General features: G+C 35.7%; 18 protein-coding genes and 3 pseudogenes. 16 read left to right on the forward strand and 5 right to left on the reverse strand.

What is annotated here, in order from left to right; genetic code table 11:
* Positions 1–118 precede the first annotated feature (118 nt).
* Positions 119–541 carry an HIT family protein gene (locus LQ216_RS03020; protein WP_230126638.1) on the reverse strand — a complete coding sequence of 141 codons (423 nt, stop codon included), beginning with the start codon at positions 539–541 and terminating at the stop codon, positions 119–121.
* 572 nt (positions 542–1,113) lie between these two features.
* On the opposite strand from LQ216_RS03020, the gene LQ216_RS03025 reads away from it, so the two are divergent.
* The 9 genes from LQ216_RS03025 (at position 1,114) to LQ216_RS03065 (ending at position 9,959) form a co-directional block, all read left to right on the forward strand.
* Positions 1,114–1,854 (forward strand): ABC transporter ATP-binding protein, encoded by a 741-nt coding sequence (locus LQ216_RS03025; RefSeq protein WP_230126639.1) that lies wholly within the window; start codon positions 1,114–1,116, stop codon positions 1,852–1,854.
* Positions 1,847–3,055 carry an ABC transporter permease gene (locus LQ216_RS03030; protein ID WP_230126640.1) on the forward strand — a complete coding sequence of 403 codons (1,209 nt, stop codon included), beginning with the start codon at positions 1,847–1,849 and terminating at the stop codon, positions 3,053–3,055. Before LQ216_RS03025 ends, LQ216_RS03030 begins: the two co-directional genes overlap by 8 nt.
* Positions 3,056–3,109: 54 nt before the next feature.
* The gene (locus tag LQ216_RS03035) at positions 3,110–3,820 is read left to right on the forward strand and encodes an EcsC family protein (RefSeq protein WP_230126641.1); all 711 of its coding nucleotides are present in this window, start codon (positions 3,110–3,112) and stop codon (positions 3,818–3,820) included.
* Between the two features lie 172 nt (positions 3,821–3,992).
* The gene (locus tag LQ216_RS03040) at positions 3,993–4,532 is read left to right on the forward strand and encodes a GNAT family protein (RefSeq protein ID WP_230126642.1); all 540 of its coding nucleotides are present in this window, start codon (positions 3,993–3,995) and stop codon (positions 4,530–4,532) included.
* Positions 4,533–6,056: 1,524 nt separating this feature from the next.
* The gene (locus LQ216_RS03045; protein ID WP_230126643.1) at positions 6,057–6,281 is read left to right on the forward strand and encodes a hypothetical protein; all 225 of its coding nucleotides are present in this window, start codon (positions 6,057–6,059) and stop codon (positions 6,279–6,281) included.
* Between the two features lie 406 nt (positions 6,282–6,687).
* Positions 6,688–7,092 (forward strand): hypothetical protein, encoded by a 405-nt coding sequence (locus tag LQ216_RS03050; protein WP_230126644.1) that lies wholly within the window; start codon positions 6,688–6,690, stop codon positions 7,090–7,092.
* An 89-nt stretch (positions 7,093–7,181) separates the two neighbouring features.
* Positions 7,182–8,057, forward strand: coding sequence for a hypothetical protein (locus LQ216_RS03055; RefSeq protein WP_230126645.1), 876 nt, complete (start codon positions 7,182–7,184; stop codon positions 8,055–8,057).
* A gap of 628 nt (positions 8,058–8,685) precedes the next feature.
* Positions 8,686–9,354 carry a hypothetical protein gene (locus LQ216_RS03060; RefSeq protein ID WP_230126646.1) on the forward strand — a complete coding sequence of 223 codons (669 nt, stop codon included), beginning with the start codon at positions 8,686–8,688 and terminating at the stop codon, positions 9,352–9,354.
* Positions 9,351–9,959, forward strand: a complete 609-nt coding sequence (locus LQ216_RS03065) for an ABC transporter ATP-binding protein (protein ID WP_230126647.1) — start codon at positions 9,351–9,353, stop codon at positions 9,957–9,959. Before LQ216_RS03060 ends, LQ216_RS03065 begins: the two co-directional genes overlap by 4 nt.
* Before the next feature lie 482 nt (positions 9,960–10,441).
* On the opposite strand, the gene LQ216_RS03070 is transcribed toward LQ216_RS03065, so the two are convergent.
* Positions 10,442–10,870: a hypothetical protein gene (locus LQ216_RS03070; protein ID WP_230126648.1), complete on the reverse strand. Its 429-nt coding sequence runs from the start codon at positions 10,868–10,870 to the stop codon at positions 10,442–10,444.
* Positions 10,871–11,635: 765 nt separating this feature from the next.
* Here LQ216_RS03070 and LQ216_RS03075 point away from each other — a divergent pair.
* From LQ216_RS03075 to plsY, 6 genes and pseudogenes are all read left to right on the forward strand, one after another.
* Complete coding sequence (locus LQ216_RS03075) at positions 11,636–12,400, forward strand: DUF2750 domain-containing protein (protein WP_230126649.1); 765 nt, start codon at positions 11,636–11,638, stop codon at positions 12,398–12,400.
* A 518-nt stretch (positions 12,401–12,918) separates the two neighbouring features.
* Positions 12,919–13,164 (forward strand): helix-turn-helix transcriptional regulator, encoded by a 246-nt coding sequence (locus LQ216_RS03080; protein WP_230126871.1) that lies wholly within the window; start codon positions 12,919–12,921, stop codon positions 13,162–13,164.
* Positions 13,154–13,501, forward strand: a complete 348-nt coding sequence (locus tag LQ216_RS03085; protein ID WP_230126650.1) for a DUF2178 domain-containing protein — start codon at positions 13,154–13,156, stop codon at positions 13,499–13,501. Before LQ216_RS03080 ends, LQ216_RS03085 begins: the two co-directional genes overlap by 11 nt.
* A gap of 739 nt (positions 13,502–14,240) precedes the next feature.
* Positions 14,241–14,600, forward strand: coding sequence for a hypothetical protein (locus LQ216_RS20450; protein WP_354958319.1), 360 nt, complete (start codon positions 14,241–14,243; stop codon positions 14,598–14,600).
* Positions 14,579–15,012, forward strand: a pseudogene (locus LQ216_RS20455) (tyrosine-type recombinase/integrase). Before LQ216_RS20450 ends, LQ216_RS20455 begins: the two are co-directional and overlap by 22 nt.
* 251 nt (positions 15,013–15,263) lie before the next feature.
* Positions 15,264–15,839, forward strand: coding sequence for a glycerol-3-phosphate 1-O-acyltransferase PlsY (gene plsY / locus LQ216_RS03095; protein WP_230126651.1), 576 nt, complete (start codon positions 15,264–15,266; stop codon positions 15,837–15,839).
* A gap of 187 nt (positions 15,840–16,026) precedes the next feature.
* Here the strand turns inward: plsY and LQ216_RS03100 are convergent.
* Positions 16,027–16,161 (reverse strand): annotated as a pseudogene (locus LQ216_RS03100) (ATP-dependent DNA ligase); the annotation flags it as partial.
* A gap of 534 nt (positions 16,162–16,695) precedes the next feature.
* On the opposite strand from LQ216_RS03100, the gene LQ216_RS03105 reads away from it, so the two are divergent.
* Positions 16,696–17,364, forward strand: coding sequence for a DNA alkylation repair protein (locus LQ216_RS03105; RefSeq protein WP_230126652.1), 669 nt, complete (start codon positions 16,696–16,698; stop codon positions 17,362–17,364).
* 452 nt (positions 17,365–17,816) lie between these two features.
* On the opposite strand, the pseudogene LQ216_RS03110 reads toward LQ216_RS03105, so the two are convergent.
* Positions 17,817–19,019, reverse strand: a pseudogene (locus LQ216_RS03110) (M20 family metallopeptidase).
* Positions 19,020–19,379: 360 nt separating this feature from the next.
* Positions 19,380–20,774, reverse strand: a complete 1,395-nt coding sequence (locus LQ216_RS03115; RefSeq protein ID WP_230126653.1) for a hypothetical protein — start codon at positions 20,772–20,774, stop codon at positions 19,380–19,382.
* Between the last annotated feature and the right edge of the window lie 33 nt (positions 20,775–20,807).

Consider the following 20,807-nt stretch of genomic DNA (forward strand, 5'->3'; position numbering starts at 1 on the left):
ATTAATTCTAATAATAACAGAAATTAGGACTAAAATGGGGGATAATTTTGAATTTTCGTTAAAAGTTAATGAAGGAACCAGGGCAACTGTGTCCCTGGTTCCTGATGTGGGGTGAAGTTTATTTTAGCTGTTTCGAAATGGCAGTGGCCATCTTTTGCAGATCTTCGGTCGTATAGTCGCTTGTGTTCGTCTTCCATACAGCGCCGAAGCCGTCATTCTCCCCATGGCGCGGGATGAGGTGGAGATGATAATGAAACACACTCTGGCCAGCAGCTTCGCCGTTATTGTTTAAAACGTTTAACCCGATCGGATCAAATTCCTGTTTGAGGGCCCGTGCGATTTCCGGAACGGTCTCGAATAAGTTCTTAGCGATTTCAGGAGTCAGTTCATAGATGTTTTCTTTATGTACTTTAGGGATAACAAGCGTATGCCCCTTCGTCACTTGGCTAATATCAAGGAAGGCAAGAACATGTTCGTTTTCAAAAACCTTTGCCGTAGGAATATCCCCTTTTACGATACTGCAGAAAATACATTCACTCATGATAAAACATCCTTTCCAGCTGAGTATTTCATTTAGATGTTTTTATCGTATCATACTGCTTATGTCGACAAAAGAAAAAACAGGATGCAACCGATTGTTGCACCCTGCCCTGAAAAAAGGGTTCAGCTTCTTATTATACGTCTGTTACAGGTAGAATGCTCTTTAATCAACACCTCATTTACGATTGTAAAATTGGTTTATGACTTTTTGAGTTTTCCATCCATCGCAACCATCTCCTATATCTTTAAAGTCTCATCAACTTAAAAAGCATATTCGATAGTGATTCTGAATGATTTTTCCGCCAGAACGTGCAAAGCGATCATCCCCTTGCAGTATAACGTTTTTTGAAGCCTTCTTGGTCGTTTCAGCTAATATGTCTTTAACTGACACCTCATTTACAGTATGATGTTTTAAATCAATTGTAATGAAGAACCCCTTCTTCTCTAATTATCATGCACTGATTGTTTCGTTTTATTTATGGGTAATCATGGAACTTTGATGAAGATTTAATGCATATCTATGCCCTGTTTTGTTAAAATGTAAGGAACATATAAACAGAAAGGATTGTTGGCATGTCCTTATTACATATAAACCAGCTTGTGGGAGGTTATACCAAGGCTCCCGTTTTAAAAGGTATCAGCTTTGATATCCAGCCAAATGAGCTCGTCGGACTCATCGGCCTGAATGGTGCGGGGAAAAGTACAACCATCAAGCATATTATTGGATTGATGGAGCCGAAAGCAGGCAACATTTCCATTAACGGTAAATCATTTGCCGACCATCCGGATGAATACAGAAAGCAGTTTACATATGTTCCTGAGACACCGATTTTGTATGATGAATTGACGCTCGAGGAGCATTTGCGGTTAACGGCAATGGCGTATGGCTTGGATGAACAGGTTTATAAGAGCAGAAGGGAACAGCTTTTGAAGGATTTCCGGATGGAAAAAAGACTTTCATGGTTTCCCGCTCACTTTTCCAAAGGAATGAAGCAGAAAGTCATGATTATGTGTGCTTTTTTAGTACAGCCTTCTTTATATATTGTCGATGAACCGTTTCTTGGACTTGATCCGCTCGGAATCCAGTCTCTTTTGGATTTGATGAAAAAAATGAAGGACGAGGGTGCCGGTATTCTCATGTCGACGCATATCCTCGCAACAGCGGAACGATATTGTGATTCTTTCATTATTTTGCATAACGGGGAAATCCGCGCCAAAGGAAATCTTGAGCAATTGCGCGAGCAGTTTTCCATGCCGGGTGCGACACTTGATGATCTGTATATTCAATTGACGAAGGAAGATAACCATGAATAGCCAGGGGCTGTGGGGAGAACGAGCCAGGAGCTTCAGCAAGGAGTTGCAGAAATATTTACGTTACATCTTTAATGGACATTTCTTATTGGTACTCGTTTTTGCAATCGGAGGCCTTACTTTTTACTACAGCGAATGGGTAAAAACGCTTAACAGCGATTTCCCTGCAGAAATCATCATGGCCGTCGTGATCGGAATACTAGTCGCAAATAGCCCGATTTATACCTTTTTTAAAGAAGCGGATATGGTTTTTTTACTGCCGCTTGAAACACAATTGAAAAGCTATTTTTCCAAATCAATCGTTTTGAGCCTCGTCGCTCAGGGATATATTCTTTTAATGGTAATTGCAGCCTTTTTGCCTATGTTCTCAAAGGTAACAGGTGCAGGCCTTACTGACTTTGGTTGGATGTTTGCCGTAATTTTGCTAATCAAATACTTGAACCTGCAGATTCGCTGGCATGTATTGAAATTCCAAGAAAATTCAACACTGTGGATGGATGGGGTTCTTCGGCTAGTTATTAATATTTTTCTGCTTTACTTTATCTTCTCACATTCTGCGATGATTTTTCCGATTGTGACAGCACTTTTATTAGTGCTGCTATGGTTTTATTACCGGAACGCGACGCAGAAAAAGGGGATAAAGTGGGAGCGGCTGATTGAGTTAGAGGCAAAACGGCTGATGTCCTTCTACCGGGTTGCCAACTTGTTCACAGATGTGCCAAAACTGAGGGACAATGTTTCCAGAAGAAGGTGGCTTGACCCGCTGCTTCGGTTCATTCCGTATAACCGAGACTCGTCTTATCAATTCTTATATGCCCGCACATTGATCAGGGCAAATGATTATCTTGGGTTGTTAATCCGCTTGACGATTATTGGCTCATTTGTGCTTGCTGCTGTTTCGGTATTGTGGGCCAAGCTTTTAGTTATTCTGCTTTTCCTGTATATGACCGGCTTGCAGCTGCTTCCTGTCTGGAGGCAGCATGAAATGAAAATTTGGGTATCTCTATATCCGTTACCTGAAGAGCTGCGTAGAAAAGCGGTCATTCAATTGATCTCGATTCTGCTGTTGATTGAAAGCCTGGTCTTCTTTGCTGTTGCGCTTTTCACAGGAGGCCTGCTTTCCAGTGCTGCTTCTTTTGCGCTCGGAATCGGTTTTATTATTTTATTTCAGGCATACGCTAAAAATAGAATGGAGAAATTTTGAGAGGAGGGACCCTGTTTTTTAAACAGGGTTTTTTCTAAGAAGGGAAATGGCCGGATGGATACGTATGAACAGGCTGCATTAGCAGATTTAGAGGCATGGAAAAAGAAATTGATGAAGAAGTCAGGGAAGTTTAGCAGGGTGTCAAAAAAAGCCCAGAATAAAATCAGTGGAGTGCTCCCGGATAAAGTCAACCAAGTCATTACAGACAGCATGAAAAGTCTTGTGAACGGCGTGCTGACCGGCTCCGAATATATACATAAGGAAAAAGACGTATCCATGCTTTCTTTTGAGCAAAAAGAGAAATGGGTCAGAGAAAAAATCGGCACATACACAAAAACCGCTACCGTCGAAGGTGCCGGAACCGGTGCTGGAGGAATCTTTCTCGGATTGGCGGATTTCCCCTTATTGTTAAGCATCAAGATGAAATTTCTCTTTGAGGCGGTTCACCTTTATGGTTTCGATGTTAAGCAATTTGAAGAACGAATTTTCATTCTGTATGTTTTCCAGCTTGCATTTTCGAGCGATGAAAAAAAGCAAGAGACGCTTTTACTGCTTGAGAATTGGGATGAACAGAAAGAAAAGCTGACTGAGCTGGACTGGCAGACGTTTCAGCAGGAATACAGAGATTATATCGATTTAGTGAAAATGCTACAGCTCGTACCAGGAATCGGAGCAGTGGTCGGCGCTTACGCGAATTATAATCTTCTTCAGCATCTGGGTGAAACGGTGATGAATTGTTGTAGGATGCGGTTGTTGAATGAGTGATAAATAAAGAGGGGAAGGATAGCTTAACTGTACTATAATGAATAGTGGATACTATGTTTAATATAACATAGATTATCCACTATTTTTTCCACTTAAATTAAAGAAGCAGTTTAATTCAACAGGGATTTCAAGATAGAATTCTAGAAAAAAGATAAGTCGGGAGTTGTAAAAAATGATGAGGGGCAAGTCATTGCATTTAAGACCCATTAAGAGAGAAGATATGGGGAGCTTTTACAAAGCTGTCCAAAATGAAGAACTAGTGTATATGACAGGAACAAGAAATACGTTTACTATGGAACAATTGTATGAACATTATGAGCGAATTACCAACGATGATACACGATTTGATCTTGCAATTTGTTTACTAGATAGTGATGAGTTACTAGGTGACTTATCAATTTTAGAAATAGACCAGGCTAATCAAAAAGCAGGGTTCAGAATTGCCTTACATAATACAAATAATTTAAATAAAGGATACGGAACAGAAGCTGTTCAATTAGCACTCCAATTTACCTTTGAGAAGCTTAAACTAAATCGGTTACAACTGGAAGTCTTTTCTCATAATATACGTGGTATAAAATCATATGAAAAAGCAGGGTTTAAAAAAGAAGGGATTATAAGACAGTCCCTTTACATAAATAATCAATATTCAGATGAAATTATCATGGGAATGTTACAAAAAGATTATTATGAACTTAAAAATCACAAATAAGACATTATAACGCCTTATTTCTTTTTAGAATAGGTGCTAATGTTCAATAAGTACGAACCTTTTTCAATAGGTTTTTGATCTTCAACAATCGGGCGCGATTGTACAATAAAACTTAGATTTTCAAACGACTTTATTATAATATTTTTTAGGATAGTGAAGTATCTTAAATCAAAAATTAATCAACTATATTTTTAACCCCGTCCTAAATTACAACGGGGTTATGCCCCGCATGGTAAAGGTTCCACAAAAGCATAGGTATAACCCAATAGACGTCCATACAAATTACTTTAAATCATCTGAAAAGTTTACTTATGATGGTAAAAACACAAATAACCTAGAATAAACAGTGAGGATTTTGGTGGGTAATTCGATAATATTAAAAAGGCAGTCTTATTTTTTAAGGCTGCCTTAAAATTAGGTGGTAGATATAATGCGAAATAGCAAAACATATTTTGTGCCTTTTTCAATATTATTATTTATATCAGGATTTGTTTTGTGTTATTGGGCATTTAATAAAAATGATTTTAATGAAATTTCGTATTCATTACTACGATATTCTATTATGTCCATGATTCTTCTGGTAATAGCGTATTTTTTATTCAAAAGTAAACTCTATTATACAAACATTTCAATTTTTTGATAACAAAAACAACAAAGTTTACGAAAAAAGCCATTTTTTTTTACCGATATAATATTGAGAAGCCGTAATAATAAGTAAGAGTGGTTGGAAGCAATTGAAAGTTTGGCAATTCCTGTGTTGACGTATCTATTATTTATGGGAATTGTTTGGGGGAATGATAGTTTCTTTAACTAAAAGGTGTAATTCGGAAGGTCACATTTTTTCTTATTCCACACGAATGATTGTGAAATATTGTACTTAAACTCCCATGAAAATTAAAAAAGCTCTAAATTTGAGCATAACAAAAAAACCCAGATAAAAAGCTTTCAAAAAAAAGGCTGAGCCATTATGTAATCTACGAGCAATTGTTAGACAAATTCGAAAGACCTTCCTTCTTCTTAGAATAAAGGTAAAGCTGGCGCAACGTAAGAAGGGGGCGGTAGACAAATGACAGTAAAATCAGGTTTTATCGAATTCAAATCACAACAATAAATAAATAAGCGCCTCCGTGAAGAGACTAATAAAGAGTATGAACTGTTACAAAAACAAGTTGAAGACTCCCGAAAGAAAACTATCGCATCACTCGCAGCGCTATGTCTAAACAAATTAATATAGTACTTTAAAGAGGAATTTTCTGATCATCCCTCTTTGTTTCTATTTATGAGATTTTCTGCTTCCTCTTCTAATTCTTTAGCGATCTTTTTTAATTGTTCGGTTCCCTCTGCAATCTTTTTTTCAGTATCGTCAAAAATGATGGGCCGCGAATAGAATTGAACCTTATGACTTTCCCATGAATCTCTCCTTGATAATTCGTATTTTGGTTCCATATATATAGAATATGTGTGAAGTATCAACTAATATGTATTTAAACTAATAACTACTTTTTAGACAAAGGGGTGAAATTCTTGAAGGATAAAGAAGTATTGAATAACGTAATTTCCATAATAAGTAGAGCTCGAAAAATAAAACTCAGCAGTACATATGATTTATTAGATGAAATACAAAGAGTACAGGAGCGAGCAAGTCAGGTAATTGATAAAAACCTAAATGAAGATTCTAATTCAAAAGCAACGAGAGATCATATAGTATCACAACAAGATGATAGTGAAGAAGGAAATTTGTGTAAGTAAAACAAGTGGTAAACAGAGTGTCATTTACTGGTACATTATTGGCCTTAGGTGGTAAATAGAATGTCATTGGTAGTACATTTCATTTGGTATAATCAGCACCCTCATCATAAGTTTGAAAAAAAATATAAATTCCAATTTATAACTAGAAGAATATATTTTGCTATTTAGATACATATACGAGAACATCCCACGATTTAATCCTTGATTTTGACAAATAATGATATATTAGGTTATTTTACACATGTTTGTGTAAGATTTATAATTCATTATGCACATGTAACTCTGCAGAAACGGTGAACAGAAAGAAATCAATTTTCACCTTCTTAGGAATAATACATATTAACTACTAACAGAAAATTGAAAATAATAACAAAAAAATATATAGTTAAAAGAGGAGAGGAAAATAATGAAAAATAAGAAAATGAAAATTTCTGCATTAGTAATTGGGGTAGGCCTTTTAGCATCACAAAGTGTCATGGCAGCATGGAGTAGTTATGGTACGTTTTCGGTGACTGATAAGCCGAAAACGACAACCACAACAGGTGTTAAGATAGGAGCTAAAAAGGAATCTAATGATAGTGAGTTTTCTGTATACGCTAGTGCAAAAACTATGTATACAGATCCTGATGTAAGACTAGTAAATTCAAATATTGAAGCAAGAAGTAGTTACGTGGAGGTTTACGATACAGATGTAACAATCACTGGTAATAATAACGTTGGTGACATTGGCTATACCTATTATGCTCAAGTAAAACCAGATGCTGCGCAAGCAGGAACTGATACTATTAGATTAAAAATCAATCCGAAATAATGGAATACTAAAATATAACTGATACTTTTTTTCTGCAGAGTACAATGTGTAGTGCTTAAAAAGAGGCTTAACCTGGTGGGGGATGACGATTGATTATTCAGGAATGTCTGCGTTATTACAAATCTAAATTTACTTTGCTCTTAACCTTTGTGCTTATAATTATTGTAGGTGCAAGTTATTATTCAACTTACGTACAAAAAATAGAATGGGTCCGCGTTTTACATTCAGGAGCTGAGGATGTTAATTTAGAAAAAGTGGCTCACATGGTTTCAGGTTATACTGGGTCGTATTATTTTGAGAGTTTTTTGTTTTCTAGCGATTACAATGTTTTAGCGGTGATTATTTTAATTATCGGTTTTGGCATCTCGATCGGTTCGAATGTCTTTAAATCGTTAAATTCTAACTATGGAACTATGATTGTTACAAGGATGTCTTATAAAAACTATCTTATAAAAATTCTTATGGCACAAGTTATATATATATCGACTTACATAATGGGTTTTTTCGTGCTTGTCTTTATACTAACCATAATTTTTTTAAAAGGTGGTTTACAAATTTCATCTAATTCATTTCTTACTGGTGGATCTGTTTTAGAATTTTTGGGAATTTGTACAGTTTCAGTTTTCCATATGGTGTTGTACATAATAGTCTTGATGTTAATAACAACAGTTAGTCCATTATTTCTAAAAAACAAATACATTATTCAACTCCTACCGTTTCTTATTGTCATTTTTACATATTTCATCGCAAATGTCCTCGGGAATATAAGTGATGAATTTGCTTTCTTAACTTCATTTTTTGTACTTGATAACATATTGTTTAATATCAAGCGTGTATTTATTTCTTCACAAACACCTCTAATGCTAGCTATGACAGGTAGTGTTTTTATTGGATTGTGTGTAATAGCCTTTTTCTATATGTACAAAGCAAACATTAAAAAATTTGGTCGGGATTATATTTCATGAACAAAAAATATAACATTGTTATTTGGGCAGCACTGTATGCGGTAATAGTGTATTTTATCTACTCAGAGTTTTTAAAAGTGGACAAGCATGTGGACACAGATCTATTTTTAGAACAGTCACTATTTCGATTGCAAAAGTTTTTATATAATACCAGTATCTTTTTCATAATGTATTTATTCATTTTAAAATTACCTTTTGCCTCTGCTATGTTTGTAAGCCGCTGTAGAGAAGAATTACCAATGCATCTAATTACATATGGATTGAGAATATGTATCATTTATGTAATATACTCAGTTTCTTTACACATTGGAATTCCATATTTCTTTGGTACTAAAATTCCTATAACAGCTGAGGTTGTGCTAAATACAGTGAAACTCTTTTCCTTTGTATTGTCGATGTACTTTTTATATCTATATATATATATAAAAACTAATCAGCAGGTGTTAGGCTTGCTAAGCATATTTGTATTAAATTTAACAATACTAACCATTTATTTTTCAATTTCTTTTGGTTTGGGTATCTCGCCTACCAAAGAATTAGAGTTAAATCTACTTAGTCTTATCTCGACCGGTCTTATTATTGTCTATGTGATGCTTATAATATACGAATGTAAAAATAGGGATTTTGTATGATAAAGAAAATTGTTGTGCTGCTTGCCGGTATTCTTTTAATATACTGTAGTGTTCGAAGTGAAAATGGAATACATATAACATCAATTGAACTGCTAACCACTGGTTATGACAGATCAAGTGGAAAAATAGAACTTTCTAATTATATGCTTAATATTTGTACAATGATTATTTATATTTCCGTAATAGATAGGGCTATTTCATCAACTTTTAAGTTGCGTAATTATATTTTTACACGCGGGGGGCATAAAAAATTAGTTATGTCCTTAATGAAAACGGCATTTCAAGCCATCCTTGCTATACTTATTGTAAAACAAATAATATATTTAATATTCTTCGCCATTTCAACATCATTTACCCAGTTTTATGTGTATGATATGCTTTCAACTTTATTAACACTTAGCATTATTGCTCTTGTGTTAATAGTAACAAAGTTAAATGGTATGCGAGAAAAATTATCCTTTTTTTTAATTTTGTGCATAACAATAATTTCACAGTATATGTCCTATACTTATCCTTTTTTTTCGATTGTGATCATTGCATCAGCAGCTTGGGAAGGAATGAAATTCTGGATGATAATTTATAAGAGCCTTATTATTCTTACTTTTAGTTATATTGTTATTATGTTGTGGACGCCTGATCAACTTATGGGGGGGGTTGAAGAATGATTAAGTTGGAAGCAGTGAATAAGGAACTTAAAGATAAAAAGGTTTTACAAGATATATCGGTTTCCTTTGAAAAAGGGAAAGTGTATTTATTAAAAGGTCATAACGGTAGTGGAAAAACTATGTTGTTAAGGTTGCTATGTGATTTAATAAAACCAACACGAGGAACTGTAGAAAAACCGAAATATACATATGGCATTATGATTGAAAACCCATCTTTTATTGAACATGAATCAGCGCGTTCAAATTTAAAGTTTTTAGCGTCAATACAAAAAAAAATAGGTCCACAAGAAATTGAGTTAAACTTAAACAAAGTAAACTTACTTGATGTTGCAGATAAAAAAGTTAAAAACTATTCCTTAGGGATGAAACAACGCCTGGCATTCTGCCAGGCTATTATGGAGGATCCTGATGTGTTACTTTTAGATGAGCCATTTAACGCATTAGATGATGAGAATTTTGCCGAAATGATTCGTATTTTGCAGAACATAAAAACCAACAAGATTATAGTTATAGCTGCACACGGTTTTAATCTATCTGAAATACCTTTATTTGATAAGGTAATTACGATGAATGACGGAAAAATTAAGAGTGTTCAAGTAGTATAATATATACGCTGTGTAATTTTACTCTTCCTCTTTTTCGAAAATTAGCACATTTTTCGAGTTTCGGACCCTATAAACATCCTGGATACATAGGGTCCTGGTTGTTTTGAACATGAACTCACTCCTATATTCTCCATACATTCCTCCAGTTTAATTTCTACTAACTATACGATAATAAATTTGATAGCTATTTGAATGGATAGGCTACACTTAGTTGGACAGGATTTTTAAGGTCAAGTAGACTCAGATAATACATTTGAGGGGATTCTACATGACTAAAAGAGAACGCCGAACATTGACTGAAGATTTCAAGAAACAGATCGTGCAACTGTACCAAAATGGTAAGCCGAAAAGGCATGTGCCCGGTAGATTACCGAGTTCATACCCTCAAGGCTGCCTAACTAAATAAAGTGTCTAACTTTTTGGGTTCACTTCAGGTCCTTTAATTGTTAAAACCTATTTTGTTATTGATTAATTCTATAGTATTAATTATAAGTAATTTCTTTTTCCGTATTTATGAATAATATTTCAATTTTCATTTCCTCTAGTGCACTTTTAATTTGTTCAACATGTTTACGGTAGTGTTTGTTATCCTCAAAAGCCATTGCGATTCTATATGAAGCATTTTCCTGTTTCGGCATAGAAACATGTTCGAAACAAGCATAAAGTAGTTCGGAGACATGGACTTTACACTGACTGCTATCAAATGGTTCCCCGAATTTTTTGGAAGTTGGTTCTGAGCTTGTCCCACCTACGACTTCAATATAAAAGAAGATGTTTAAGCCATTTTCGTTCTTTTTTGCTATTATATCTGCACCTTCGTGCCTTAATGCTTTTTTTCTTTTTACAATGTTACACCCTTTTTGTTTTAAATCCTCGCAAAGTACATCAATAATGTCTAATTCGTACAACAAGATATATCCCCCTTTCAATTCCAAAACCAATAATTATCTATTCACTAAGCAATTCGAAATTCCTGCCAGTTATTAAAGCTGAATTACTTTATATACAATATTGGTTTTTAGAACAAAGAGAGGCAGATCCAGTGTGGACAAACAGTCTGTGGAGGAAGATTCTTAACTAAAGGGTGTGTTAGTTCCATAAGACAATAATGCAAAACACAACTTTCATATAATGGTAAGTTCTATTTTTTCTATAAATATCAACATTAAATTTTTTAAAATTGGATAAAAAAGCGTTATTCCTTGATACTAAAGGATTTCTTAGTTACCAACAATAATGTCCGTGAACAGTACTTGTTTTAAGACAACTCAGTTATGATCTATACAACTCAGATGTAATCCAAACAACTTAATTGTCATCTAAACAACTCAATTATAATCTAAAAACCTGGTCAGAATACTGACCAGGTTTTTATTTATTATGAGTTTCTATAAATCCAGCTGTAGATTTAAAAGAAAGTTTGATAATTTGTAAAAGAGTTCGATAATTTAAAACAAAGTTCGATAAATCCCTGTATTAAAATAGGGGTTTCTTTTGACTTATTCAATTAAAGGGCCATTTAATGGAATAACACTCTCGTTAAATTGGATATTTATGTTATAATAATTAGAAATTGTGAAGGATTGTACTTAAAGTAACGGGCAGGTTAGTTCAAGAAGGAGTTATTGGATTGATGGACGAATTTATTATGAAAATGGATAAAGGATTTAGATATTATGACAAATATACAGTACCCACGTTCAGGTTTAAGAGTAAGATGTGAACAAGGTGTTAATTCAAAAGTAAAACAAGCTTGTTTAAATTTTGCAAAATGGTTGCGGCTATATATGGAATTTCCAATAAGGGTTGTAGTTTACCTAAAACCAGCTAAACAAATAAAAACAATAGATTCCAAAGAATTGGTTAGTGCAACATTTTTTGGTCCTTTTGAAAGAAATGTAGAACCTTACATTAGGGTTGCAACAGGCGATTTTGAAGACTTAGTATCTGAAATAGGGGAAGAAAACGCAATATGCTCCATTTTAAATACTATGGCTCACGAATTAATCCATTATCAGCAATGGCTTATAGACCCTAATTTTGACGAGGAAAAAGCCGAGGTTGAAGCTGAGAATGAAAGTAGAAAGTTAATAGACGAATATTATGGAGTTAGTTTTATAATTGAGATTATTGTTCACCAAAAAGTATGGACAATTGAAAATGAAAAAGGTTTCCCAACCACCATTAGTGATGGAGAAAAATCAATGCCATTTTGGTCATCAGAATTAAGGACTCAAGAATTTATCAAAAGCGTGGATTTTTACAAAAAATACCACATATTAGAAATATCCTTTATAGATTTCGTTAACCGTTGGTTACCTAGTCTTGAAAAAGATGAACTTATTGTTGGAACTAATTTAAAAGGGAAATATCTAATCGGTATAGACTGGAATCCAAAAGAGTTACTTGAGCAAATAAAAAATGAAATCGACTTTTATTAAAATATGAAGGATCGGATTAAAAGATTGTGAAGCATTGTTCTTAAACTAATGGGTGCTTTATTAATATAACTGGGGAACTATTTTGCAGCTTTCAAGTTTTTCAATATTCCGCAATCGGGCGCATTTCTCAAACAAGGGATGTGCTTATTTTTGTTATGGGCCCAGATTGTCGAGTAACAACAAAAACAAAAGTATTTAAAGGGATATTGAAATTGTGCTACGCTGTAATATATATGTAGCAGATGGGAGCGTTTAACCTAAATTGAATATTATCACCCGCTGCACCACTCTAACCGTTTTTTGCACCACTGAATATCATAAAATGCACCACCAAAAACCATACATTACACCAGATTGATATGTGAACCTGACGAAATCATGAATTTCGTCAGGTTCTTTCTGCATTCTGGCTCTTGTTAATTCAAAGTAATCTAAGCAAACTTAAAGGTACTTGATACTTTTGTATAAGTTTACTTTACTTTTATATAAAGTGAGTTTATAATTTGATTCAAGAGGTGATGGTCGTGAAAAAAGATTTTGGTGATTCGATATCAAATAAGGTTTATGAATATCGTGTACTTGCCAGAATGTCTCAGCAAGATTTAGCAGAGAAAGTCGGGGTTTCCAAACAAACCATCTTCGTAATGGAAAAAGGAAATTATGTTCCGACTCTGCTGTTGGCATTTCGAATTGCCGATTTTTTTAATGTTGATGTAAACGATATTTTTACTTATGTGAAAGGAAATGATCAAAATGAAAATTAAGTTTATCTCAGATATCCATGACGCAATTTTTCACCCTTTAAAGTGCTGGGCTGAACAATCTACGGGAAATTGGAATATTCTCATTGGAGTTGGTTTTTTACTGCTTATGGCTAGTGCGATTTTTGCCTATGTATTTTATAAGAAGATTGGGCAAGACGACGAACGGACAAATAAAATCTTTTTGAAAAGCAGTTACTGTGTGCTGTGGGCAATTATTCTATGTGACATGATTTTTCCTAAAGACTATATGTGGAACATCTTTTTCTTGTTCAAATATACGCTGGCATTTTTAGCTGGTGGAATTTACATGGCCGTCCAATATAAAAAGGATTTTTAGTGGTTAGATAGGTTTCACGGGGTCCTCTACACGATGGGTAGATAATTATCTATATTGGTTCCGTTCCTTCAACTTAACAAGAAGTTGCCGTATGGGGAGCAAATTACTTCGCTTCTATTGGGAAGGTGCAGAAAATCAAATTATACAACCAGTGGAGAACTTAGGGCTGCCTAAATTACGCTTCTAGGAAGCCGAGGAAAAATTACTTTATACATACAAAACAGTTTCGCTATAACGAAACTGTTTTTCGGAATGTTTTTATAGTCTCATTCCATTAAAGCTCCTCTATTGCTGAAATGAAATTCCGTTTTAAAAATTGAAATTTTGAAAAAGTGAAATGGTCAGAACTAATGTTAGCAAGGAACCTGCAGATGTTAAAGTAATTATTTTTCGGTTACTCTGATTTTTTTCAGGTTTTAAAAACTCTTGAATTGCTACAAACCATATAACAAAAGTTATTAAGGAAATAATCCCTATAGACATATTAGCATCACCTTTTATTTAAATTTTCAACACATCTAATAAACAAACTTTCCCGACGAAGATACTCAAATAAATGGCACTTTCGTGTATTAAATTTAACATCCTCTTATTCTGTATAACTGCCCTTTAATTGAACAAAACCTTAATCTATATATTAACATAAAATCCCACAAGCCTTTGTTTTATTATTCATAAACCACCATATTTTAGAAAACAGGCATTAGATAAAAAGATTGAGGGATATTCAGCTCGAACATTGAAAACCTATTGCTTTCAATATAATCTGTTATTAAGATTTTTTGGCGATATTGATATGAATGAATTTACAACAGAGAAACTCAAAAGCTATTTAATTGAAATGGGAGAACATTTAAAACCGTCTAGTCTAGGGCATCGGGTTCGTTGTATTCGATCACTTTTCAAATGGACATATGATGAAGGTTTCATTTCCAAGAATCCAGCTACTAAATTAAAGGAACCAAAGTTGGGCAAAAGAATCCCAAAATTCCTTTCAGAACTTGAAATAGAACATCTTAGGGAAGCGTGCCAAACCTGTAAGGAAAATGCATTATTTGAATTTATTTATCCTACCGGTTGTCGGTTGGAGAAGTCGTAAAACTCAACCGAGATGATATTAACTTCTCTACAAATTCTGTTATTGTACATGGAAAAGGCGATAAGGAAAGAGAAGTGTACTTCAATACTCGCTGCTCAATGTGGTTAAATAGATACTTAGACGAACGAGATGATGAGGATCCATGCCTTTTTATCACCGAAAGAAAACCTAAAAGACGTATGAGTATCGACCTTATAAGATATATCATCAAGCGCATATCAAGTCGTGCGGGAAAAAAAAGGGGATTCATCCGCATCAATTACGACATAGTTATGCGACTCACATGATCAACAACGGAGCACCTCTTGAAGTAATTCAAAGCTTACTTGGTCATGAGAAGAGTGAGACTACAAAAATATATGCGCAGCTTAGCGGAAAGTTAAGACATGATTTTTATAGTAAATATTTTTGAAAGCTACTAAAAATAATATTTAATCGAAATCGACGCACGCATAGATAAATGCGTGTCTTTTTGTATCGGGCCATTTAATTGAATAAGACCTTCTAAATAAAACTGGATATTTATTTTAAAATTGGCGTAAGATTGTGAACAAATGTACTTAAACTAAAGGAGCAGAGTTAACGTAAGAAGGATTGCAGGAAAATATGTACAATAAATAGAAATACTTTCATTAACAAACTAAGTGAGGAGATAATATTATCATGAACATTTTAACTCTGATTTTAAGTTATTTAATTGGCTCAATCTCATTTGCTTTAGTTATCGGTAAAATGTTTTATAAGAAAGATATTCGTGGTTACGGTAGTGGTAATCTTGGGGCAACTAATACTTATAGAATTTTAGGCATAAAAGCAGGAGTGATTGTTGCAATTGCTGATATATTAAAAGGTACATTTGCTTGTTTACTTCCCCTAATACTTAGTACTACGGTTAACCCTATTTTATGTGGTTTATTAGCCATATTAGGACACATATTTTCTGTTTTTGCTAGGTTTAAAGGCGGAAAAGCTGTTGCGACATCAACAGGAGTTTTCTTGTTTTTAACGCCTTCAGGTGTTTTTGCTGGTTTTGTTGTGTTTTTGTTAACTTTGTTAATTTCTAAGTATGTATCACTCAGTTCAATGTTGGCTAGTATAGCATTATTCATTTATAGTCTAATATTTGAAGATAAAGTTATCATAGCACTTTCTATACTAATAAGCGGATCAGTAATCATTCTTCATAGACAAAATATACAGAGAATTCTAAATGGAACAGAGAACAAAATAGTTGAATAATAATGATTTTTACTTTTAAGCTAACGGGGTGCGATAGAAGAAGACAATTAATCGATCCTAAGCATGAGGCCATATCAGGTTATTCCATTAAAGGGCGCTTTAATTGAATAAAAAGGAGAATACATATTAGACACGTCTAATATGTATTCTCCTTTATTTTTTAGGCTTTTAATAATTTAGGTCTTGATAAAACAGTTCCATTTGGAATATCAATTGTTAGTAACTCTTTAAACTTATTAGTTACATCATTTTTATGTCGGGTATACAGTTTAACCTCCCCATTACTTTTATAAAGGGTCAGTCTAATTCCATCAAGTTTCAGCTATCTCCATAAAACTGTGCAATAATGTTTTGTACATAAATAATACGAATATTCCTTATAAAATAAATATTTTAAAAATTTCCCAACAATACTTATTGTACAAAAATACTATTAATAATAATATAGAAAATACCGGATATCATTATAATTCATCTTGCGGAAAAGTTGTACATAAATATGATTACTTGTAGGACAAATGGTCAATTTAAAAACGTCAACAATTGCAACTCTTCAAAAATATAAATTTATCATGATCCCTGTTTGGATTGATTGGGGGAAATTTAGATAAACGCCAGAAGGCAATAGCTTTGGCGAGAGGGCCATTTATGTCGTTACTACTTGGGATTTTATTCGGTATTATGGTTATTGTGGTGCCTCCTGGGGATTTGCATTCCTTTTTATAGGGAATAACAATTTTTAACATTTCTCAGTTTGTATTAACAGCCATCCCTATTACTTACCCTCGGTGGATGGTTGATATATCCCGTCAAGGACATATTATGAAACAGTGCTTTAATAAAGGAGTTGTATAAAATGGATGAAAAAAAAGATACAGAAATAAAACGCTCTTCAAAAGCAGAAAACATTCTACCTCAGATCAATAATAAAACTAAGCTAGGCGACTTACGAAAAATCGCGAAGGACATTAAAAAAGATCACGAACTAGCTATGGAACTTTGGTCAACCGAAGAGTTTTTGCCCAGACTATTAGCAATCTTAATTATGGACAAAAAATTTCTTTCACAAGATGTGCTAAATAAGCTTGATAAGGATATGCAGACTCACACTTTTGATGAGCGAAATAACTTAATGGATTGGTTAATGGCTAATCAGCTCACCAAAGACAAGAAGAAAATTGCATTGATGGAGTCATGGGAAAATAGTCCTTTTGCTCTTCAAAGGAGAGCTTTCTGGTATTATCAAGGGCGATTGAGATGGACTGGACAAACACCGCCTGATAACACCGCAGACTTGCTATCTGCATTAGAAGCTAATATTACGCAGGAAGAACCGGAAGTTCAATGGGCTATGAATTTCACCGCAGGCTGGATAGGCGTTTATGATGAAAAGAATCGTGCACGTTGTATTAAACTTGGTGAGAAAACGGGTCTTTACAAAGATGAAATAGTAGCAAAAGGATGTACTCCCAGCTATTTGCCGGAGTTCATTACGATTGAAGTTAACAAACGACATAATAATTAGTTACCTCTGAAAAATTTATTAGGGTTTAATGCAAAAAATAAAGGAATTCAAAGCCTCAATATGAAAATTGTAATAGGCTTGGACCGAAAAATAAAGAAAACAACGCGTTATGGCAGCTAGTTAGTGAAATATGCAAGGAAGATGTAAAGGATTAACCCACTATCTCTTTTTGATCTGTAGGGCGCTTATCTTAAAGAAGAACAACTTTCCAGCTGCGCAGTACAAGGATACTGCGCATTCCATTATCATTTATTAATATTAACTTTGTGAAATAATGTACTTGAAGTAAAGCGTTAGTTCAATAATGATCTTCCACAATAGGGCGCTTTAATTGAATAAAAAGGAGAGCACATATTATACATGACTAATATGTGCTCTCCTTTTTTTAAGGATTTTTATAATTTAGGTCTTGATAAGTCATACCTTCTCCTCTTTTAACACCTGGCATTTGTTTAACCATTAACCTTCGCTGTGTTCGCATTTTTCTTTTGATAAGTAATCGCTGCTGTTCCTAACGTTTTCGCTGCAATTAGCATTGCTTTCTCGTCAAAGTCAAACTTGGGATGATGGTGCGGATAAATAATTTCGACTCCATCCGCCAGTGCACCGGTAAAGAAAAAAGTGCCTTTGACCTTCTGCAGATAGTAAGCGAAGTCTTCTCCGCCCATTTCAGGTTCTATTTCTTCGATGGCCGTAACTTCATCGACCATCTTCGCACTTTCAATCACATGTTTTGTTTCTTCATTATGAGGTATCACGGCCGGATAGCCGCGGAAATACTCATATTCATATGAACAGTTGGCTGCCATGCAGATGCCAGCCACTATTTTTTCAATTTCCGCTGCAATAAAATCCTGTACATCTTCTTTAAAGGTCCGAACGGTTCCAACCAGCCTTACTTTATCAGCAATGATATTGAAAGCATTTTCCGCTACAAACGAAGCTACAGTCACGACAGCGGAATCGATTGGGCTGACTCTGCGGCTGACAATTTGTTGAAGAGCAATGACGAGCTGAGATGCTGTTACAATCGCATCGTTTGTTTTATGTGGCTGAGCGCCGTGTCAGCCCCTGCCCTGGATTTGGATTTCAAATCGATCGGCTGCCGCCATGAACGGACCGAAGCGGTATTGGATTGTGCCGGTTGGGGCTGTCGCCCATAAGTGGGTCCCGAAGATTACATCAACCCCGTCAAGACAGCCATCTTCAATCATCGGCTTTGCCCCTCCAGGAGCATATTCTTCAGCATGCTGATGGATGAAAACATATTCACCTTCCAGTTCGTTCTTTAATTCATGCATGGCCTTTGCGAGCATGAGGAGGGTAGCGGTGTGGCCGTCATGTCCGCATGCGTGCATGACTCCGGGAATTGTAGATTTATATGGAACATCCTTTTCATCCTGGATCGGCAACGCGTCAAAATCGGCTCGTAACGCCACCGTTTTCCCGGGCTTTGAACCTTGGATTCTGGCAACCACACCATTCCCGCCAACTCCCGTACGGATTTCTATTCCAAGCGCGTTGTAAAATTCAGCTATATACGCTGCTGTTTTTGTCTCCTTAAATGATAATTCCGGATGCTGATGAAGGTAGCGGCGAATTGAAACCATTTCGTCAAAAGATTCTTCAAGAAGCATATATAATTGATTGATCATGACAGCAAGACCCCCTTATCGCTTAATTGTGGAAATATTGTAATAATTATAGCATATAGGGGTGAGAAGACTGACTTTTAGAGGTTTTGACGGTGAATTGTTATGAATGAAGGGGAAGTAGCCTATTTATGCTTAATTTAATAGGTTTTCAGTGTGAGTATTTTACAGTAATTTACAAATTATCAATTTGATAAATTGATTTGAACGGAAATTCGGTCCATTCAAACGAAAATAACGATGATTCAAACGAAATTTGAAGTGATTTGAACGAAACCACAGCTCATTTAAACAAAACCTTACTTTGCCGGCCGAGCAGGATGAACAGCTAGCATGTGTCCAGCGCAGCCGGCATTATTTCCATTAGATTAAAAACATCGCCACAATCGTCGTGACCACCAGCCCAATTGTTACTGGCAGGATATTTCGTCTCGCCAGTTCAAACGGATCGACATTACATATAGCTGCTGCAGGAATAAGAGCCCATGGAATAATTGTCCCTCCTCCGACCCAAATTGCGGAAATCTGCCCTAATGCTGTTAGTGTAGCAGCTCCGCCGTCCATTTCTGTTGAGAACAGGTTTGCAACCGATCCGGCAAGGGAAATCCCGGAAAATCCGGATCCATCCAACCCTGTTATTGCGCCGATAGAGGTTAAGGTCACTGCTGCAATTTCCTTGGTTAATGGGACGGAATGGGCCAAGGCCACACCGAGGTCATTGACGATCCCTTGTGAAGCTTCTGGCAAATACTCACCGATGATTTTCGTGAATCCGGCATCGCCTAAATAAAAGAAAGCCGCAATCGGGATGACAGGCCCGAATACTTTAAACCCGAACTGAAATCCTTCGATTAAATAACCCGTCGCCTTTTCCAATCCGTGATGGTTGTGGGCGGTGAGGGAGAGAATCAGCAAGATAAAGACGGAAGTGCCCCCGATCAATGCGGTAGCATCTCCACCCTGAAGATTTAACGTTAGCATCGCCGCTACATCAAGTGCAAAGGCAAGAGGTATGAGAAAGGCAAAGAATTTCTTTTTTCCTGATGATAATAGTGAGTGATCTACATCGGTGTCCGTTTCCTTTATCTCGGAGAAAGGCATATCCTGTAGTTTTCCACGTTTCATGTCCCGTTTTAAGAATAAAAAGGCCGTGACTGTCGTGACGAGCCCCATCGTTATTACAAGCGGTATGCTTGCAGTTATGACATCGCCAACTGGCAGAGAAGCGGCGTCTGCGGTTAATTTTGGAGCGGCCTGTATAATAAAATCCCCTGATAATGCAATTCCGTGGCCGAACAGGTTCATTGCCATGGCAACACCTAAAGCTGGAAGGCCGACTCGTATCGCAACCGGAAGGAGCACCGCACCTAAAAGGGCAACGGCAGGAGACGGCCAGAAAAACCAGGAAATAACCATCATTAAGATCCCGATCACCCAATAAGCGAGGGCCGGTGTGCGAATGAATTTTGCGAAAGGAGAAATCATTGCATCATTGATTCCAGTCTTGGTTAAAACGCGGCTCATGGCAACGATGATCGATATAACGAGGATTGTCGGTAACAATTCAGTAATCGCATAGATAAAACTGTTGAAAATGCCGCTGATCGAGCCCGAAAAGCTACCGGTAGCGGTAATCGCCAAGGTGAAAATCCCGATAATGCAGACCAATGTCGTATCGCGGCGCATCACCATAAAACCGATAATTAACACAATAAACAGTACGTAAATCCAATGGAGGGCCAATAATTCGACTCCCATCCCGCTTCCTCCTCTCAGATAAAAGGATAGACA

It is taken from the genome of Bacillus sp. CECT 9360 (assembly GCF_918741275.1).
In the GTDB taxonomy this organism is placed as follows: Bacteria; Bacillota; Bacilli; order Bacillales; family DSM-1321; genus Peribacillus.

What these genes read in the sequence shown, in the direction of transcription:
- LQ216_RS03065 (WP_230126647.1), top strand. Translation starts at nt 9,351, where the DNA reads ATGATTAAGTTGGAAGCAGTGAATAAGGAACTTAAAGATAAAAAGGTT.
- LQ216_RS03035 (WP_230126641.1), top strand. Translation starts at nt 3,110, where the DNA reads ATGGATACGTATGAACAGGCTGCATTAGCAGATTTAGAGGCATGGAAA.
- LQ216_RS03105 (WP_230126652.1), top strand. Translation starts at nt 16,696, where the DNA reads ATGGATGAAAAAAAAGATACAGAAATAAAACGCTCTTCAAAAGCAGAA.
- LQ216_RS03060 (WP_230126646.1), top strand. Translation starts at nt 8,686, where the DNA reads ATGATAAAGAAAATTGTTGTGCTGCTTGCCGGTATTCTTTTAATATAC.
- LQ216_RS03085 (WP_230126650.1), top strand. Translation starts at nt 13,154, where the DNA reads ATGAAAATTAAGTTTATCTCAGATATCCATGACGCAATTTTTCACCCT.
- LQ216_RS03025 (WP_230126639.1), top strand. Translation starts at nt 1,114, where the DNA reads ATGTCCTTATTACATATAAACCAGCTTGTGGGAGGTTATACCAAGGCT.
- LQ216_RS03050 (WP_230126644.1), top strand. Translation starts at nt 6,688, where the DNA reads ATGAAAAATAAGAAAATGAAAATTTCTGCATTAGTAATTGGGGTAGGC.
- LQ216_RS03115 (WP_230126653.1), bottom strand. Translation starts at nt 20,774, where the DNA reads ATGGGAGTCGAATTATTGGCCCTCCATTGGATTTACGTACTGTTTATT.
- plsY (WP_230126651.1), top strand. Translation starts at nt 15,264, where the DNA reads ATGAACATTTTAACTCTGATTTTAAGTTATTTAATTGGCTCAATCTCA.
- LQ216_RS03080 (WP_230126871.1), top strand. Translation starts at nt 12,919, where the DNA reads ATGGTCGTGAAAAAAGATTTTGGTGATTCGATATCAAATAAGGTTTAT.
- LQ216_RS03030 (WP_230126640.1), top strand. Translation starts at nt 1,847, where the DNA reads ATGAATAGCCAGGGGCTGTGGGGAGAACGAGCCAGGAGCTTCAGCAAG.
- LQ216_RS03020 (WP_230126638.1), bottom strand. Translation starts at nt 541, where the DNA reads ATGAGTGAATGTATTTTCTGCAGTATCGTAAAAGGGGATATTCCTACG.
- LQ216_RS03040 (WP_230126642.1), top strand. Translation starts at nt 3,993, where the DNA reads ATGATGAGGGGCAAGTCATTGCATTTAAGACCCATTAAGAGAGAAGAT.
- LQ216_RS03075 (WP_230126649.1), top strand. Translation starts at nt 11,636, where the DNA reads ATGACAAATATACAGTACCCACGTTCAGGTTTAAGAGTAAGATGTGAA.